This is a genomic window from Synechococcus sp. KORDI-52 (genome assembly GCF_000737595.1).
Classification (GTDB): Bacteria; Cyanobacteriota; Cyanobacteriia; order PCC-6307; family Cyanobiaceae; genus Parasynechococcus.
The window spans coordinates 981,588-997,249 of record NZ_CP006271.1; the positions used below are offsets into that span (position 1 = coordinate 981,588).

Here is a 15,662-nt window from a genome sequence, read left to right on the forward strand (position 1 = left end):
TGATAGATTCCGCGCGCCATTTCAGGCAGCGCTTGGAAGATTTTTACCGTCTTCAACGTCGCCTGCTGTTGGCCACCGTTCTGGTGTCTCTGGTCACGGTTCCGATCGTGGCCCTCACCATGAATATCTCGGTGGCCAGCAGTGTTCTTGTGGGTTCCTGCGCCGGACTTCTGTACGTGCGCTTGCTGGCTCGCAGTGTGGCCCGGCTCAGTGACCAGTCCCGTGGACTGGGGCGTTTTCAGCTCATCGTTCCAACCCTGCTTGTGGTTGGTTCGGCCAAGCTGCCTCAACTCGATCTGTTGCCGGCCTTCCTGGGATTCCTTCTCTACAAGCCCGCCCTGATTCTTCAGCACGTTTTTGACGACCGCTGAGTCTGAGCACTTTTCTCTGCACCCATGGCTTTGTTGCCCCTACCACTCCCGTTCGCAGAACTGGAAGTGGGTCACCACCTGTACTGGCAGATCGGCGATCTGTATCTGCATGGCCAGGTGTTCCTGAGCTCCTGGATCCTGATCGGCATCCTTCTCGCTGTGGTGCTTGTCGGCACCCGCGGGATGAAACGTGACCCGATCGGTCTGCAGAACCTGCTCGAATTCCTCTGGAACTTCATCCGCGACATTGCCCGCGACAACATCGGCGAGAAGTACTACCGCGACTGGCTGCCGTTCATCGGCACCCTGTTCCTGTTCATCTTCGTGAGCAACTGGGGTGGAGCCCTGATCCCCTGGAAGATCTTTGAACTCCCTGAGGGTGAGCTCGGCGCTCCCACCGCAGACATCAACACCACTGTGGCGATGGCTCTGCTGGTTTCACTCGCGTACTTCTATGCCGGCCTGAGCCGTAAGGGTCTTCGCTTCTTCGAGCTGTACGTGGAGCCGACCCCGATCATGCTCCCGTTCAAGATCATCGAGGAATTCACCAAGCCTCTCTCCCTCTCCTTCCGTCTGTTCGGAAACATCCTTGCCGACGAATTGGCTGTGGGCGTGCTGGTGTACCTGGTTCCGCTGATCGTGCCCCTGCCTGTGATGCTTCTGGGTCTGTTCACCAGTGCGATTCAGGCTCTGATCTTCGCGACCCTGGCGTCCTTCTACATCGGTGAAGGCCTCCACGAGGCCCACTAAAAACCGATCTCCTCTATCGCCTGAGAACGGCGATCTGCTAAACACATCCGCGCGCAGGTCCGGCATTGCACCCGGGCCCGTTCCTTCGGGAATGTCCCTGCGCGGGGGGAACCGATCCCCAAGTCCATTCCGTACAGCGCTCCCCAGCGCTTCCCCTTACACCACCCAACATGGATTCCATCACCTCCGCCGCTTCCGTTGTGGCTGCTGGCCTGGCAGTCGGCCTCGCCGCCATCGGCCCTGGTATCGGTCAGGGCACCGCGTCCGGCGGCGCTGTTGAGGGCATCGCCCGTCAGCCCGAAGCCGAAGGCAAGATCCGCGGCACCCTGCTGCTGTCCCTGGCGTTCATGGAATCGCTGACCATCTACGGCCTGGTGGTGGCTCTGGTGCTCCTGTTCGCCAACCCCTTCGCCGGCTGATCAGTGCAGGGGGATCGCTGATCCCCCTCCTGAACTCCTTGTATCGATTCCTTCCCAGCGCACCTTTCCATGACCTGGCTTCTGCTCGCTGAAGCAGGTGTTCCGGAGGGAGGTCTTTTTGACCTCGATGCCACCCTTCCGCTGATGGCGGTTCAGGTGGTTCTCCTCACCTTCCTGCTCAATGTCCTCTTCTTCCGTCCGGTCGGCAAGGTCGTGGAAGATCGTGAGGGCTACATCTCCACCAGTCGTGCTGATGCCAAGCAGAAGCTCGCCCAGGTTGAACGCCTGGAGGCTGATCTGGCTGAACAGCTGAAAGGTGCCCGTCAGGCCGCTCTGGCCGTGATTGTTGAGGCGGAACAAGAAGTTGACCGTCTTTACCGCGAAGCTCTGGCCCAGGCGGAAGCTGAAGCCAACCGCACCAAAGAGGAAAGCCGGCGTGCCATCGAGGCCGAGCGTGAATCTGCCCGCACCCAGCTCAAGGGGCAGGTGGATCAGCTGAGCTCCACGATCATCAACCGTTTGCTGGCCGCGTGATGACCCTCAATCTCAATCCGCTCGAAACTAATCTGGTCAACCTGGTCATCGTGATCGGGCTCCTGTTTTGGTTCCTTCGCGGTTTCCTGGGAGGAATCCTGGAACGCCGCCGCGCCGCCATTCTTCAGGAGTTGCAGGACGCTGAGTCCCGCCTGAAAACCGCCACCGAAAACCTGAGCCAGGCCCAGTCCGAGTTGGCTGCTGCCCAGCAGAAAGCCGAGAAGATTCGTGCTGATGGCCAGGCCCGCGCTGCAGGCATTCGTGCCGAAGGCGAGAAGCGCACCATTTCTGTGATGGCAGCCATCAAGGCCGGTGCTGATGCTGATGCAGAGGCCGACGCTGCTCGGATCAAGGACAGCCTGCGTCGTGAGGCCGCTCTTGAGGCAATCGACAAGGCCCTTGCAGAACTGCCGGGTCGTCTTGATGCCAGCGCTCAGGCCAAGTTGATCGATTCCACCATCAAAAATCTGGAGAACGCCTGATGCCTCTCCTCAACTCTCTGGCCACCCCCTACGCCGAAGCCCTGCTTCAGGTCACCGAGGCCCGTGGTGAGTCTGAAACCGTTGCCGATCAATGCAAACAATTGCTTGTGATCTGGAACGACTCGCAAGATTTCCGCCACGCCATGGTGTCCCCGGTTCTCGAACCGGACGCCAAGAAGAAAGCTCTCAAGGTGTTGGTTGGTGAGGATGTAACGCCTTCCGTTCTCAACCTTCTCAAGGTGTTGGCGGATCGGCAGCGACTCCTTGCCTTCGATGCGGTATTGCTTCGCTACCTCGAGCTTTATCGCGAGCAACAGGGCATCACCCTGGCTCAGGTCCGCTCAGCCCAGGCTCTCAGCGAAGAGCAGCAAGCTGCTCTTTCCAAGAAGGTGCAGGCCATGGCCGGCACCAACAAGGTCGACATCGACCTCAGTGTGGATCCGTCCCTAATCGGCGGTTTCGTCGTGAGTCTCGGATCTCAGGTGATCGACGCCAGCCTGTCTGGCCAGGTTCGTCGCCTTGGTCTGGCACTCGCTAAGGCGAGCTGACCTCACCCCTTCCTCCACCGCTCCTTCCTCCCCCACTCCCAGCTGGGATCACACGCCATGGTTTCCATCCGTCCTGACGAGATCAGCGCCATCCTCAAGAAGCAGATTGAGGACTACGACAAGTCGGTTTCCGTCAGCAATGTCGGCACCGTTCTGACCGTGGGCGACGGCATCGCCCGCGTTTACGGCCTGCAGCAAGCCATGGCTGGCGAACTCATTGAATTTGAGGACGGCACCGAAGGCATCGCCCTGAACCTCGAAGACGACAACGTCGGCGCGGTGCTGATGGGTGAGGGATACGGCATTCAGGAAGGCAGCACGGTGAAAGCCACCGGCAAGATCGCCGCTGTGCCCGTGGGTGAAGCCATGCTGGGCCGGGTGGTGAACTCCCTGGGCCGCGCCATCGACGGCAAGGGCGAAATCGCCACCAGCGAGACGCGCCTGATCGAATCCATGGCGCCCGGCATCATTCAGCGCAAGTCGGTGCACGAGCCGATGCAGACCGGCATCACCGCCATCGATGCGATGATCCCCGTCGGCCGTGGCCAGCGCGAGCTGATCATTGGTGACCGCCAGACCGGCAAGACCGCCATCGCGATCGACACGATCCTGAACCAGGCGGATCAGGACATGATCTGCGTTTACGTCGCTGTGGGTCAGAAGGCTGCTTCCGTGGCCAACGTCGTTGAAGTTCTGCGCGAGCGCGGTGCCCTCGACTACACCGTGATCGTGGCGGCCAACGCCTCTGAGCCCGCTGCGCTGCAGTACCTGGCTCCCTACACCGGCGCCACCATCGCCGAGTACTTCATGTACAAGGGCAAGGCCACCCTGGTGATCTACGACGATCTGTCCAAGCAGGCTGCTGCCTATCGCCAGATGTCGCTGCTGCTGCGTCGTCCGCCCGGTCGTGAGGCCTACCCCGGCGACGTCTTCTACTGCCACAGCCGTCTGCTGGAGCGTGCAGCCAAGTTGTCGGATGCCATGGGCAAGGGTTCCATGACCGCCCTGCCGATCATCGAAACCCAGGCCGGTGACGTTTCGGCCTACATCCCCACCAACGTGATTTCGATCACGGACGGTCAGATCTTCCTCAGCTCCGACTTGTTCAACTCCGGTCTGCGTCCTGCAATCAACGTGGGTATCTCCGTGAGCCGGGTCGGCGGTGCTGCCCAAACTAAGGCCATCAAGAAGATTGCCGGCACCTTGAAACTGGAGCTGGCCCAGTTTGACGAGCTGGCCGCCTTCTCCCAGTTCGCTTCTGACTTGGACGCCTCCACCCAGCAGCAGCTGGAGCGCGGCAAGCGTCTGCGTGAGCTGCTCAAGCAGCCCCAGTTCAGCCCCCTGATCCTGGCTGAGCAGGTCGCCATCGTTTACGCCGGTGTGAAGGGCCTGATTGACGACGTCCCTGTCGAGAAGGTTGTCGATTTCTCCCGTGAACTGCGCGAGTACCTCAAGTCCAACAAGGCTGAGTTCATCACCGAGATCCAGGAGAAGAAGGTGATGAGCCCTGAGGCGGAGGCGATCCTCAAGGACGCCATCACCGAAGTCGTGTCCACCATGGTCGCTTCCGCGGCCTGACGGAGCTGCCGACATGGCGAATCTCAAGGAAATCCGAGACCGAATTAAGTCGGTTAAAAACACCCGCAAGATCACCGAGGCCATGCGCCTAGTGGCTGCGGCCAAGGTGCGCCGCGCCCAGGAGCAAGTGCTCCGCAGCCGTCCCTTCGCGGATCGTTTGGCGCGGATCCTGGAAAACCTCCAGTCCCGCATGCGTTTCGAAGATGCGGCATCTCCCCTGATGCAGCAGCGCGATGTGGAGACCATCACCCTGGTGGCGGTCACCGGCGATCGCGGCCTGTGTGGTGGCTACAACGCCAACATCATCAAGCGCACGGAACAGCGTTTTGCTGAGCTGAAGGGCAAAGGCTTCGATGTGAAGCTGCTGCTGATCGGCACCAAAGCCATCGGCTACTTCACCCGTCGGGACTACCCGATCCAGGCCACCTTCTCCGGCCTGGAACAGGTGCCCACCGCCGATGAAGCCAACACGATCTCCACAGATCTGCTGGCTGAATTCCTGGCTGAAAGCACCGATCGCGTTGAACTGATCTTCACCAAGTTCATCAACCTGGTGAGCTGCAAGCCTGTTGTTCAGACCCTGCTGCCCTTGGATCCCCAAGACATCGCTGATCCAGAGGATGAGATCTTCCGTCTCACCACCAAGGATGGCCTTCTCACCGTTGAGCCAGGTGCAGGCCCTGCCAACACCGAGCCGAAGATTCCTTCGGACATCGTGTTTGAGCAGACTCCCGAACAGCTGCTGAATGCACTGCTTCCCCTGTATTTGCAGAATCAGATGCTGCGTTCCCTGCAGGAATCGGCAGCCTCCGAGCTGGCCAGCCGGATGACGGCCATGAACAACGCCAGCGACAACGCCAAGGAGTTGGCCAAGACCCTCACCCTTGACTACAACAAGGCCCGTCAGGCTGCGATTACCCAGGAGATCCTGGAAGTTGCAGGTGGTGCTGCCGCTGTTGGCTAACGATTTCGGCTGATCCTTTCGATCGATTGATCCATCCATCGAATGCCGGTCCTTCGGGGCCGGCTTTTTTGTGCCGTGTTAACGGTGAAGCGGAGCGGTTTGAGGGTGTGGGCGTGCTTCAGCTTCATCAGCTCTTCCCCACCGTGGTGGCAACAACGCAACTGCCTCTCGACGCCCTGCAGCAGGCGTCTTGCATGCAGGCTCTGCTGGAGCTTCGCGGCGAGGCCGAGGGCAACCCCAGCGAGGGTTGTGCCTGGACGGGAGATCTGCAAGGGGTGTGGCAGTTGCATCAACAGCAGCCCTTTCAGTCCCTGGCCCAGCTGGTGGCCGATCAGGCCTGGAGCTATCTCGATTCGCTTGGGTTTGAGCGAAGCCAAGTGGCCATGCATCTGCAGCGTTGCTGGCCTGTGATCAGTGATTGGGATCAAGCGGTTGGCCGCCATCACCACCCCAATGCCCATCTCAGTGCTGTGCTCTACCTCACGGGTACGGGCTCGGGAGAGGAGGGCGTGTTGCGGCTGCATGCGTCCCAGCAATCCAATGAGTTGGTGCCGGGTTTGGCGGTGGGTTATGGCGGCCCGATTGCTGAAGGCCACCTGTTGAACCAGTCCCACTGGGATCTGGCCCCACGCCCGGGGTTGCTCGTGTTGTTTCCGTCGAGCCTGCAGCACAGCGTTCTGCCCAACGACGCCCCAGACGAGCTGCGCTGTTCCATCAGTTTTGATTTCGTGCTGACTGCACCAGTGCAGGGTGGTTCGCCGGAGTATCTGGCGCCCCATCCCTGCCATTGGGACTCGCTGGCCGAGCCCATTGCCTGAGAGAATGCGGCCTCTTCCTTGATGAGCCCGGCATGACCGACGTGGCCACATACACCGTCCGCGCCGAGTTCGAAGGCGAAACCCACAGCTTTTCCTGCCGCGCCGATCAGACGGTGCTGAATGCTGCTGAGGCCGCTGGCATCACCCTTCCCAGCTCCTGCTGTTCCGGGGTGTGCACCACCTGTGCTGCGGTGATCAGCGAGGGCAGAGTTGAGCAGCCCGATGCCATGGGTGTGAAGGGTGAGCTTCAGCAGCAGGGCTACAGCCTGCTGTGTGTGGCTTTCCCGCGGGCCGATCTCACCCTCAAGGCGGGGCAGGAGGATGCGCTTTACGAAGCTCAGTTCGGTCAATACCAGAAGTGAGGCTCATCAGCCTGCAACGCCAATTCCTCTGGCCTGCTGATGTGCCATTGGTGGAGCTGCGCAGCTGGATTCGCCAGCAGTTGGCGGCAGATGGTGATGTGTTGCGTTGGGCCCTCACTTCGGTTCGCTCCAGCGCCGATGGTGGCCGAATTGTTGACGTGGAGGCGGTGATCAGCGCATGAGCTCGGCCCCGATGCCAACGCTGATGCTGGTGCCGACGGGCATCGGTTGTGACATTGGCGGCTATGCCGGTGACGCCCTGCCGTCAGCGCGTTTGCTGGCTGCAGCGAGTGGCTGCCTGATCACCCATCCCAATGTGATGAACGGGGCTTCGCTGTACTGGAGCGATTCCCGCGTGCACTACGTGGAGGGCTATGGCCTCGATCGTTTTGCCATGGGTGAGTGGGCCCTGCGGCCGGTGCGGAGGCAACGGATCGGTTTGCTGTTAGATGCCGGGATCGAGCCCGAGCTGGCTCATCGCCAGATTCAGGTGGCCGAAGGCTGCCGCGCCAGCTTGGGACTGGATATCGGTCCGGTGATTTCAACGGATGCACCGCTCGAGGTGACGCTCGAGCGTGGTGCCAGTGGTGCCAGCTGGGGACGATTGGGGTGTCCCGATGCCTTGCTGCGGGCCGGTGAACGCTTGAAGCAGGCTGGGGCGACGGCGATTGCGGTGGTGGCCCGCTTCCCGGAGGATCCCGAGAGTGAGGAGTTGGCGGCTTATCGCCAGGGCAGTGGCGTGGATGCTCTGGCCGGTGCTGAAGCGGTGGTCAGCCACCTGCTGGTGAAGCACCTGCAGACCCCCTGTGCCCACGCGCCAGCTTTGGACCCATTGCCCCTGGATCCTCAGCTTGATTCGAGGGCGGCAGGCGAGGAGCTCGGCTACACCTTCCTGGCCTGCGTGATGGTGGGGCTGAGCCGGGCACCGGATCTGGTGAGCGGCGATCGGCAGCCCGGCGATGTTGACGCGGAGCAATTGGGGGCGGTTGTGGTTCCCGAAGGCGCCCTGGGGGGCGAGGCGGTCCTGGCCTGCGTGGAGCGCAATCTGCCCGTCGTCTGCGTCGCGAATCCATCGGTGCTGTCGGTGACGGCCGATGCTCTTGGCTTGAGCCAGAGCGTTCTTCAGGCCAGCAGTTACAGCGAGGCCGCCGGCTTGGTGCTGGCGCTGAGGGAAGGATTGAGTCCGGTGGCCCTGGGCCGCCCACTACCAGCGTTGCAACGGTTGGATTGATGCCTGGCGGTTTCGGTGGAGCCCTCGATCAGAGCCCTTGCCCCTGTGGGGGTGGTGCTTATCGCAGCTGCTGCGGGCCCCTGCATTGCGGTGAGCAGCGGGCTGAAACGGCTGAACAGTTGATGCGCTCCAGGTATTCAGCCTTTGCGCGCAGCGACGTCGACTATCTGCTGGCCACCCATCCTGAGCCTGATGTTCCAACACAGCAGCGGCGCCGTTCCCTGGAGCGGAGTTGCCGGCAGACCCGTTGGCTCGGCTTGACCGTGCTGGCTGTCAGCGCGGGCGGCCCGCGTGACCTGGAGGGAACGGTGCAGTTTGAAGCTCGCTACCGCGGTGGGGTGTTGAAGGAAACATCCCTGTTTCAGCGCAGTGATGGCGCGCGCGACGGTCCATGGCTCTACGTGGGAGCGCTCAGGCTGGAGGGCTAACGCAGGCAGGCCATTGGATGCCGTGGAGGCAGGCCAAGAGCTTTGGCCACGCCGGGATGACACACCGATCCCTGCACCGTGTTCAGGCCGGAGAGCAGTTCCGGACGTTCCGTCACCGCTTCCTCCAGGCCTCGCCCTGCGATGCCCAGGATGTAGGGGAGCGTCACGCTCACCAGGGCTTCGGTTGAGGTGAACGGCACCGCTCCCGGCATGTTGCCCACGGCGTAGTGCTGCACGCCGTGGATGGTCACGGTGGGAGCACGGTGGGTCGTTTCCTGGCTGGTGGCGATGCAGCCGCCCTGGTCGATGGCCACGTCCACGATGACCGATCCCGGGCGCATCTGCTGCACCATGTCCTCGTCCACCAGGGTGGGGGCGCGCCCGCCGGGGGTCAGCACGGCACCGATCACCAGATCCGCCGTTGGCACCAACCGCTCCAGCAGCCCGCGACTGCTCACCACACTCATCAACCGGCCGCGCCGGTCGGCCTCAAGGCTGCGCAACCGCTGGGGCGAGCGGTCAAGCAGCAGCACCTCGGCATCCATGGCAGCGGCAATACGAGCGGCGTTCCAGCCCACGGTGCCGGCTCCGAGTACCACCACCCGGGCCGGTTGCACGCCGGTGCAGCCCCCCATCAGGACTCCGCGGCCGCCGTGGGGTTTCTCCAGCAGGTGAGCTCCCACCTGGGCGGCCAAGCGCCCGGCGATTTCGCTCATCGGTGCCAGCAATGGCAGGCTGCCGTTTTCCAGCTGCACGGTTTCGTAGGCGATGGCGGCGGTGCCCGCCTCAAGCAGGGCTTCGCCAACGCTGGGATAAGCGGCCAGGTGCAGGTAAGTGAACAGCACCATGTCCTTCCGCAGGTAAGCGAATTCCTCCGCCTGCGGTTCCTTCACTTTCACCACCAAGTGGGCGCCCCAGGCCGCGTCGCGGCTCACCAGTTGGGCACCGGCGGCGGCGAAGGCGTCGTCACCGATTCCAGCTCCGGCTCCAGCTCCGGTTTCGATGCGCACCTCCAGGCCCTGGCTTACCAGCTCCCGCACCGCATCGGGAGTCAGCGCCACGCGCTGCTCATCGAGCTTGATCTCCTTCGGCACACCGATGCTGGCCATCGGGGCCGAGAGGACGGAGGCGGCCATAGCGGCTTCAAGGGGATCTCTTCAATGTGGCTCCGCCGCGCGCAACCCGCCACATCTCACGGGCGGGACTGCCTTAGGCCGCTGCAATGGGCAACCGCCAGCCGCTGCCGAAGGCCTGGGGACTCACTTTGAGCAACGGTGCTGCTTGGCGCCGCTTGAACTCGGCCCGTTTCAGCAGCCGTTCCACCCGCTCCACCAGGTCGGGATCATGGCCGGCGTTCACCAGGGTTGTTCCGGACTGGCGCTCCTGGATCAAGGCTTTGAGCAGGGCATCCAAGGCGTTGTAGTCGGGCAGGGAGTCGCTGTCTTTCTGGTTGGGCCGCAGCTCGGCGCTGGGGGGTTTGCGTCGAATCGCTTCCCCCACCAGATCCCCCTGCTGCGGCAGCCCCAAAGCCCGGCGGCAGTTTTGGGCCGCAGCGCTGTCGAGCCAGTCGCACAGTGCAAACACGCTGGTTTTGTAGAGATCGCCAATCACCGCCAGCCCGCCGTTCATGTCGCCGTACAGGGTGCAGTAGCCCACGGCCAGCTCGGATTTGTTGCCGGTGGTGAGCAGCAGTTGGCCCTGCTGGTTGGCCACGGCCATCAGCAGGGTGCCGCGAATCCGTGATTGCAGGTTCTCCGCCGTCACGCCCTGGGGCTCTTCCCCCAGCGGTGCGGTGAGGGCCAGGTCGTAGCCCTCCATCAGGCCAGCGATGGGCACCGTGTTGCTCTGCAGCCCCAACCGTGCGGCCAAGGCCAAGGCATCATCAATGGATCCCGCCGAGCTCCAGGGGGAGGGCATCAACAGGGCTGACACCGCTTCGTTGCCCAGAGCGGCAGTGGCGATCACTGCCACCAGCGCCGAGTCGATGCCGCCGCTCAACCCCAGCAAGGCCTTTTTGAACCCGCATTTCTGGGCGTAGTCGCGCACCCCAAGCACCAGGGCTCGGAACAGCCGTTCCAGGGGATCAATCGGCTGGAACTGGATCGGGGCCGGCTGGTCGCTGTCCCAAACCGCAAGATGCTCCTCACAAACGGGAAGCTCAAGCTGCACACTGCCACCGGCTCCCACCACAAAACTGGCCCCGTCAAACACCAGCTCGTCATTGCCCCCCACTTGATTGAGGTAAATCAGTGGGCAGTTCAGGCGTCGCGCCGCCGCCGCCGCCAACTGTCGGCGCAGGGCCGGCTTGGCGGCATCGAAGGGGGAGGCCGCCAGATTGATCACAAGATCCGGCTGTTCGGGGATCAGCTGATCGATGGGGTCCGGCCCGGCCAGGCGCTCGCGCTGCAGGCCGTCATCCACCCAGAGGTCTTCGCAGATGGTGAGGCCCAACCGTTCTCCGCTGGGCAGGGTCAGCAGGCAGGGCCCATGGCCAGGCCGGAAGTAGCGCCGCTCATCAAAGACGTCGTAACTGGGCAACAGCTGTTTGTGGGCAATCGGCCGCCAGCCCAGCCGGTTCACCAGCACCACACCATTGAGCAGCCGTGGACTACGGGCATCTTCTGCCGGTAGCGCAGCACCCACCAAAAGAGTGACGCTGCTTTTGAGTTGGTTCACCAGCCACTGCAGCACCGTGTCTTGCTGCTGAATGCGGCTCGGCTCAAGCAACTGGTCACGGGGCGGGTAGCCCCAGAGGGAGAGTTCAGGGGTGAGCACCAGCTCAACGCCCTGCTCTTCTGCCTTGCGTACGGCCTCCAGAATCCGCTTCGCATTGCCCTCGAAGTCGCCGACCACGGGATTGAGCTGGGCCAAGGCAATGCGCATCAGCAGGGGCTCCCTGAAAGGCCATAAAGATTGTGCTGGAGCAACAGGGGCCACACCGCTTCAGGGATCTGAGCTTCATTGGGCTGCTGGCGTAGCTGCGAACTGGCGGTGGCGGGAACCTCGAGATCCAGCAGGTCCACCCGTCCGCCCAAGTCGCGCAGGGCCTGCACCGTGGCGTCCTCGAGGGGCCAACCTTTACGGGGGGCGATCGCCAAGCGGCACTGCGGCAGCCAGCAATCGCTCTGTTTCCAGCGGGGAATCTGGCCGGCGAGGTCACTGCCCACCACAAACACCAGGTCGCGATCAGGCCAATGTTTGGCTGCCCGTTGCAGGGTGATCAAGGTGTAAGGGCTGCTCAGATGCTGGGCTAGTTCCAGCCGTTCATCCTGAAGCTGTTGCACCAGATGGCCCAGCAGCATCGCCCGTAACTTCAGAGGAGCATCGTGCTGTTTCAAGGGGTTGTCGCTGGCCCAGGTCGCTACGTGGCCATAGCGGTTCAGCAGCCCTTCCAGCAGCAGCTGATGGCCGCGGGTGGGTGGATCGGCGCTGGTGCCCAGCAAGGCGATGGCAGCAGCAGACATCTCAGGGCAGGAGTGGTTGGAGATCTTGCTCCAGGGCTTTGGGCCAGCGCAGCAGCCAGTGGTGCACCACGGGATCCCTTTCGGCCAGGCGCTGCAGTAGCGCTCCGGGTTGACCGCCACGTCGTCGCAGCAATTGCTGTGCCACCAGACGCCCTGTTTGGCGGCTGGCGTGCACCGCCAGGGCCGCCTGGGCCAGGGCCACGGGAGCGGCTGGAGCCAAACTGCCGCCTCCGCTCACCGGCACCAGCAGCAACAGTGCCTGCTTGAGGGCCGCCAGCCCCAGCTGAACGCCGCCGAGCAGGGCGTTGTGGCTGGAGAGTCGGGTGAGCAGCACTCGTGCCGCTGCTGGCGTCATCGGCAGGTTGTACAGGCGGCTGAGCTGCAGCACCAGGGCGGTGTCACAGGCGATGCCGCCGGCCATGTCCAGGGCCATCACCGGGTTCACGGCCACACCGGTGGCCTTGGCGGCCGCGTAGCGACCGATCAGACTCTGGGCCGTGCGGCGGTGCTGCTGCAGCCGCAGTTGTTGGCAGGATCCCTGAAAGCGATCGGCCTGGCGCAGCGACTGGATTGCCAGCAGCAGGGTGCCTTCGTTCTCCAGCTGTTGGCAGAGCTGCTGGCGCAGCTCCTGCACTCGCGGCGCTGTGATCGTGCTGCGTACCCGGCCATCGGCCTGGAGCTGGGGACGACGGGGCGCCGCGGCTGCGGCGGTGATCGGGAGATCCGCCGGCAGGCGGGCGCGAATGCTGCGCAGCAGCTCAGCACGCTCGTGTTCCGGCCATCGGTCACTGCGGTTCAGCACCAGCTGCAGGGGCTTGCCACTGTCCAGCAGCGTGCCCAAGGCCTCCAGGTCGGCCCTGGTGAGATCGCTGTCCACCACCAGCAGCACCAGATCGGCTCCCATGGCCACGCGGGAGGCCAACCGCGCCCGCCCGGCGGCATCAATTTCGTCGATACCAGGGGTGTCCACCAACTCCACCCTTGTCAGCCCTGAAATCTCTACGGGCCAGTCCACCGCCTGTTGCCGCCGGGTGCTGCCATTGGCGACATCGGTCTTCAACAGCGGCCGTCGGATCAAGGCATTGATCAGGCTGGATTTGCCAACTCCCACCCGTCCAAACAGGGCGACGCGCAAGCGCCGTTGCTGCAGCCGTTGCAGCTGACGATTCAACAGCTGCAATTCACCCCCCAGGAGGCCCCGCTCGCGGGGGCTCAGCTGGAGCTGGCTCTGCCAGCGCTCCAGCAGCAGCTGGCAGCGTTCAACCGTGTGGGGCGGGGTTGGTTGCATCCCGCTCATGCTGCCGGCTTGCGCCACCACCCGGCCAGTACTGCTAACACTGATTCGGCGCCGATCACGCCAACAAAGCCCCCGAATTCATCCACCACCACGCGCACGCCACCGCTGTCGCGTCGGAAGCCCGTCAGCAGCCGATCGGCACGAATCATCTCCGGCACGTATTCCACCGGCTCGCAAAGGTCAACGGGGGTGAGCAGTCCGCGGTTCTCCAACAGGGCGGTGAGCACCCGCTCGCGGCTGGCCACGCCAAGCACCTTGTCCACTTGATCGCCGAGCACCACCCACCAGGGGTCGTTGGTGCTCATCAGCTTGGCCCGCTGGGCTTCGATGCTCAGGCCGCCGTCCAGGGTGGGAGCCGCCACCCTGGGCGTCATCAGGTCGCGGGCGGTGAGGTCGTTCAGCTGAAACACCTTGCCGATCATTGCTGCTTCGTCGGCTTCGATCTCTCCCTTTTGGGAGCCCAGGCGAGCCAGCAGTCGGATCTCTTCTTCATTGGTGCTGAGCTCAGCCTCGGCCGTGATGGCCGGCAGCATCCGTTCCAGCAGCAGCACCAGGGGCCGCAATGCCAAACCAAGCCAGTGAAGCAAGGGTGCGCTTGCCAAAGCAACCGGCAGGGCCAGGCGGCTGCCGAGGGCCTTGGGCAGGATTTCCCCCAGCAGGATCACCAGCACGGTGAGCCCCACAGAAAACACCGGCAGGGCCACACCACTGATGTTGCGTTGCTCGAACACCCAGGCGGCATAACCGCCCAGCATCAGGCTGCCGAAAATGTTGAAACCGTTGTTGGCGATCACCAGCGCCGACAGGGTGCGTCCCAGGCGCTTGCGCAGCTGGGCAAGCCGCCGTGCCCCCGCCACGGGGCGATCCCGGGCCGCCAGCTCGTGCACCCGGATGGGGCTCACAGTGAGCAGGGCCGCTTCCACGCCGGAACAGAGGGCCGAGCCCAGCAGCACCACCAAAACCAGCAGCAACAGCACCAGGAGATCGGAGCTCATTGCCGTCTGAAACTCCTTGCATCGTAGAGGCCCTGGCCAGTTCGGCCCTGCCAACTGCCATCCTGTTTCCTTCAATGCTTTGCTGTTGTGAACGGCTTCGACTCCGGCATCCACGCGCGCCGTCGCGCCCTGTTCCTGGAGCAACTCGGTGCCGCGGCTGCGGTGATTCCGGCCGCGGCGCTGGCCACCCACCACGCCGACTGCGAGTGGCCCTTCCGGCAGGACAGCGATTTCTTTTACCTCACCGGTTTTGATGAACCGGATGCGGTGGCCCTGCTGCTGCCGCATCGGCCTGAGGGTGAGCGTTTTGTGCTGTTCGTACAGCCCAAGGACCCGGCTGCTGAGGTTTGGACCGGTTTCCGCTGGGGCACTGAGGGAGCGGTGGAGCGCTATGGGGCGGATGTGGCCCATCCGCTGGATCAGCTGGGCGAAAAACTTCCGGAGTACCTCGCTGGTGCCGAAGCCATCGCCTTTCGTGTTGGCCGCCACGCATCGGTGGAGTCGAAGGTGCTTGGGGCCTGGGGGCGACAGCTTGATACCTATGCCCGCACGGGTACGGCGGCCCTGGGCCTGGTGGCGCCGACGCCGATCCTGCATCGCCTGCGACTGCGCAAGGAGCCCCACGAGCTGGAACGTCTGCGGGAGGCCTGCCGCATCTCCGCCGAAGCCCATGAGCTGGCCCGTTCGATCACCCGGCCGGGCATGAACGAAGCCGAGGTGCAGGCGGCGATGGAGGCCCATTTCCGCAGCAACGGGGCTCGCGGTCCGGCTTACGGCTCCATCGTTGCCGGCGGCGACAACGCCTGCGTGCTGCACTACACCGCCAACACGGCCCCGTTGCAGGACGGCGACCTGCTGCTGATCGATGCCGGCTGTTCCCTGGAGGATTACTACAACGGCGACATCACCCGCACCTTCCCGGTGAATGGCCGCTTCACGGCCGAACAGCGGGACCTCTACAGCCTGGTGCTGGCGGCCCAGGAAGCGGCTGTGGCGGTCGTGGCACCCGGCGGCACCGCTTCAGCGGTGCATGCCACAGCTCTGAGAATTCTTGTTGAGGGGCTGGTAGACCTGGGCCTGTTGATCGGGGATCCGGACGGGATCATCGAGCGGGGCGACTACCGCCACCTGTACATGCATCGCACGGGCCATTGGTTGGGCCTGGATGTGCACGACGTGGGTGCCTACAGGCTCGGTGAGCAGCCCGTGCCGCTGGAGCCGGGCATTGTGCTCACGGTGGAACCGGGCCTCTACGTCAGTGACCGCCTCAACGTGCCGGAGGGTCAGCCGGAGATTGACGATCGTTGGAAAGGCATCGGCATCCGCATCGAAGACGACGTCGCTGTCACCGAGACCGGCCATGAGGTGCTCACCGCTGGCGCCCTCAAGAGCGTTGCCGCGATGGAACGCTGACCTCACTG

The 15,662-nt window shown here is 63.6% G+C and carries 19 protein-coding genes; 14 read left to right on the top strand and 5 right to left on the bottom strand.

Going from position 1 to position 15,662, the window contains the following annotated elements:
* Positions 1-32 precede the first annotated feature (32 nt).
* The 13 genes from KR52_RS04875 (at position 33) to KR52_RS04935 (ending at position 8,485) form a co-directional block, all read left to right on the top strand.
* Positions 33-371, top strand: a complete 339-nt coding sequence (locus KR52_RS04875) for a hypothetical protein (RefSeq protein ID WP_038553197.1) — start codon at positions 33-35, stop codon at positions 369-371.
* Between the two features lie 24 nt (positions 372-395).
* On the top strand, positions 396-1,121 hold the full coding sequence (atpB, locus tag KR52_RS04880; RefSeq protein WP_006852023.1) for a F0F1 ATP synthase subunit A: 726 nt from the start codon (positions 396-398) through the stop codon (positions 1,119-1,121).
* Positions 1,122-1,291: 170 nt separating this feature from the next.
* Complete coding sequence (atpE, locus tag KR52_RS04885; protein ID WP_006851467.1) at positions 1,292-1,540, top strand: ATP synthase F0 subunit C; 249 nt, start codon at positions 1,292-1,294, stop codon at positions 1,538-1,540.
* 69 nt (positions 1,541-1,609) lie between these two features.
* Complete coding sequence (locus KR52_RS04890) at positions 1,610-2,074, top strand: F0F1 ATP synthase subunit B' (protein ID WP_038553199.1); 465 nt, start codon at positions 1,610-1,612, stop codon at positions 2,072-2,074.
* Entirely contained in the window at positions 2,074-2,556 is a 483-nt protein-coding gene (locus KR52_RS04895) for a F0F1 ATP synthase subunit B (RefSeq protein WP_038553202.1), read from the top strand. Before KR52_RS04890 ends, KR52_RS04895 begins: the two co-directional genes overlap by 1 nt.
* Positions 2,556-3,104: an ATP synthase F1 subunit delta gene (gene atpH / locus KR52_RS04900; RefSeq protein ID WP_038553204.1), complete on the top strand. Its 549-nt coding sequence runs from the start codon at positions 2,556-2,558 to the stop codon at positions 3,102-3,104. Before KR52_RS04895 ends, atpH begins: the two co-directional genes overlap by 1 nt.
* A gap of 57 nt (positions 3,105-3,161) precedes the next feature.
* A complete protein-coding gene (gene atpA, locus KR52_RS04905; protein WP_006849812.1) occupies positions 3,162-4,682 on the top strand; it encodes a F0F1 ATP synthase subunit alpha in 1,521 nt (506 codons plus the stop codon).
* Positions 4,683-4,695: 13 nt separating this feature from the next.
* Positions 4,696-5,646 carry a F0F1 ATP synthase subunit gamma gene (locus KR52_RS04910; protein WP_038553207.1) on the top strand — a complete coding sequence of 317 codons (951 nt, stop codon included), beginning with the start codon at positions 4,696-4,698 and terminating at the stop codon, positions 5,644-5,646.
* 107 nt (positions 5,647-5,753) lie between these two features.
* Positions 5,754-6,464: a TIGR02466 family protein gene (locus KR52_RS04915; RefSeq protein ID WP_084222029.1), complete on the top strand. Its 711-nt coding sequence runs from the start codon at positions 5,754-5,756 to the stop codon at positions 6,462-6,464.
* Between the two features lie 32 nt (positions 6,465-6,496).
* Positions 6,497-6,826 carry a 2Fe-2S iron-sulfur cluster-binding protein gene (locus tag KR52_RS04920; RefSeq protein WP_038553210.1) on the top strand — a complete coding sequence of 110 codons (330 nt, stop codon included), beginning with the start codon at positions 6,497-6,499 and terminating at the stop codon, positions 6,824-6,826.
* Complete coding sequence (locus KR52_RS04925) at positions 6,823-7,008, top strand: hypothetical protein (protein ID WP_038553211.1); 186 nt, start codon at positions 6,823-6,825, stop codon at positions 7,006-7,008. Before KR52_RS04920 ends, KR52_RS04925 begins: the two co-directional genes overlap by 4 nt.
* On the top strand, positions 7,005-8,057 hold the full coding sequence (locus KR52_RS04930) for a DUF3326 domain-containing protein (protein WP_038553214.1): 1,053 nt from the start codon (positions 7,005-7,007) through the stop codon (positions 8,055-8,057). Before KR52_RS04925 ends, KR52_RS04930 begins: the two co-directional genes overlap by 4 nt.
* Positions 8,057-8,485, top strand: coding sequence for a YchJ family protein (locus KR52_RS04935; protein ID WP_038553217.1), 429 nt, complete (start codon positions 8,057-8,059; stop codon positions 8,483-8,485). The genes KR52_RS04930 and KR52_RS04935 overlap by 1 nt, the downstream gene beginning before the upstream one ends.
* Here KR52_RS04935 and ald read toward each other — a convergent pair.
* The 5 genes from ald to KR52_RS04960 all read right to left on the bottom strand — a co-directional run bounded on the left by ald (position 8,482) and on the right by KR52_RS04960 (position 14,241).
* On the bottom strand, positions 8,482-9,621 hold the full coding sequence (ald, locus tag KR52_RS04940; RefSeq protein ID WP_038553220.1) for an alanine dehydrogenase: 1,140 nt from the start codon (positions 9,619-9,621) through the stop codon (positions 8,482-8,484). The genes KR52_RS04935 and ald overlap by 4 nt on opposite strands.
* A 73-nt stretch (positions 9,622-9,694) precedes the next feature.
* Positions 9,695-11,368: an NAD+ synthase gene (locus KR52_RS04945; RefSeq protein WP_038553222.1), complete on the bottom strand. Its 1,674-nt coding sequence runs from the start codon at positions 11,366-11,368 to the stop codon at positions 9,695-9,697.
* Complete coding sequence (locus KR52_RS04950; RefSeq protein ID WP_038553225.1) at positions 11,368-11,949, bottom strand: nicotinate-nucleotide adenylyltransferase; 582 nt, start codon at positions 11,947-11,949, stop codon at positions 11,368-11,370. Before KR52_RS04950 ends, KR52_RS04945 begins: the two co-directional genes overlap by 1 nt.
* Position 11,950: 1 nt before the next feature.
* Positions 11,951-13,246, bottom strand: a complete 1,296-nt coding sequence (locus KR52_RS04955) for a GTP-binding protein (protein ID WP_038556861.1) — start codon at positions 13,244-13,246, stop codon at positions 11,951-11,953.
* Complete coding sequence (locus KR52_RS04960) at positions 13,243-14,241, bottom strand: CNNM domain-containing protein (RefSeq protein WP_038553227.1); 999 nt, start codon at positions 14,239-14,241, stop codon at positions 13,243-13,245. Before KR52_RS04960 ends, KR52_RS04955 begins: the two co-directional genes overlap by 4 nt.
* Before the next feature lie 87 nt (positions 14,242-14,328).
* Here KR52_RS04960 and KR52_RS04965 point away from each other — a divergent pair, with 87 nt between their 5' ends.
* Positions 14,329-15,654 carry an aminopeptidase P N-terminal domain-containing protein gene (locus KR52_RS04965; RefSeq protein ID WP_038553230.1) on the top strand — a complete coding sequence of 442 codons (1,326 nt, stop codon included), beginning with the start codon at positions 14,329-14,331 and terminating at the stop codon, positions 15,652-15,654.
* Positions 15,655-15,662: the final 8 nt, after the last annotated feature.

Coding starts and splice junctions, on each gene's coding strand:
- KR52_RS04960 (WP_038553227.1), bottom strand. CDS start 14,241: ATGAGCTCCGATCTCCTGGTGCTGTTGCTGCTGGTTTTGGTGGTGCTG.
- KR52_RS04950 (WP_038553225.1), bottom strand. CDS start 11,949: ATGTCTGCTGCTGCCATCGCCTTGCTGGGCACCAGCGCCGATCCACCC.
- atpH (WP_038553204.1), top strand. CDS start 2,556: ATGCCTCTCCTCAACTCTCTGGCCACCCCCTACGCCGAAGCCCTGCTT.
- KR52_RS04910 (WP_038553207.1), top strand. CDS start 4,696: ATGGCGAATCTCAAGGAAATCCGAGACCGAATTAAGTCGGTTAAAAAC.
- atpB (WP_006852023.1), top strand. CDS start 396: ATGGCTTTGTTGCCCCTACCACTCCCGTTCGCAGAACTGGAAGTGGGT.
- KR52_RS04930 (WP_038553214.1), top strand. CDS start 7,005: ATGAGCTCGGCCCCGATGCCAACGCTGATGCTGGTGCCGACGGGCATC.
- KR52_RS04920 (WP_038553210.1), top strand. CDS start 6,497: ATGACCGACGTGGCCACATACACCGTCCGCGCCGAGTTCGAAGGCGAA.
- atpE (WP_006851467.1), top strand. CDS start 1,292: ATGGATTCCATCACCTCCGCCGCTTCCGTTGTGGCTGCTGGCCTGGCA.
- KR52_RS04890 (WP_038553199.1), top strand. CDS start 1,610: ATGACCTGGCTTCTGCTCGCTGAAGCAGGTGTTCCGGAGGGAGGTCTT.
- ald (WP_038553220.1), bottom strand. CDS start 9,621: ATGGCCGCCTCCGTCCTCTCGGCCCCGATGGCCAGCATCGGTGTGCCG.
- KR52_RS04935 (WP_038553217.1), top strand. CDS start 8,057: ATGCCTGGCGGTTTCGGTGGAGCCCTCGATCAGAGCCCTTGCCCCTGT.
- KR52_RS04945 (WP_038553222.1), bottom strand. CDS start 11,368: ATGCGCATTGCCTTGGCCCAGCTCAATCCCGTGGTCGGCGACTTCGAG.
- atpA (WP_006849812.1), top strand. CDS start 3,162: ATGGTTTCCATCCGTCCTGACGAGATCAGCGCCATCCTCAAGAAGCAG.
- KR52_RS04895 (WP_038553202.1), top strand. CDS start 2,074: ATGACCCTCAATCTCAATCCGCTCGAAACTAATCTGGTCAACCTGGTC.
- KR52_RS04955 (WP_038556861.1), bottom strand. CDS start 13,246: ATGAGCGGGATGCAACCAACCCCGCCCCACACGGTTGAACGCTGCCAG.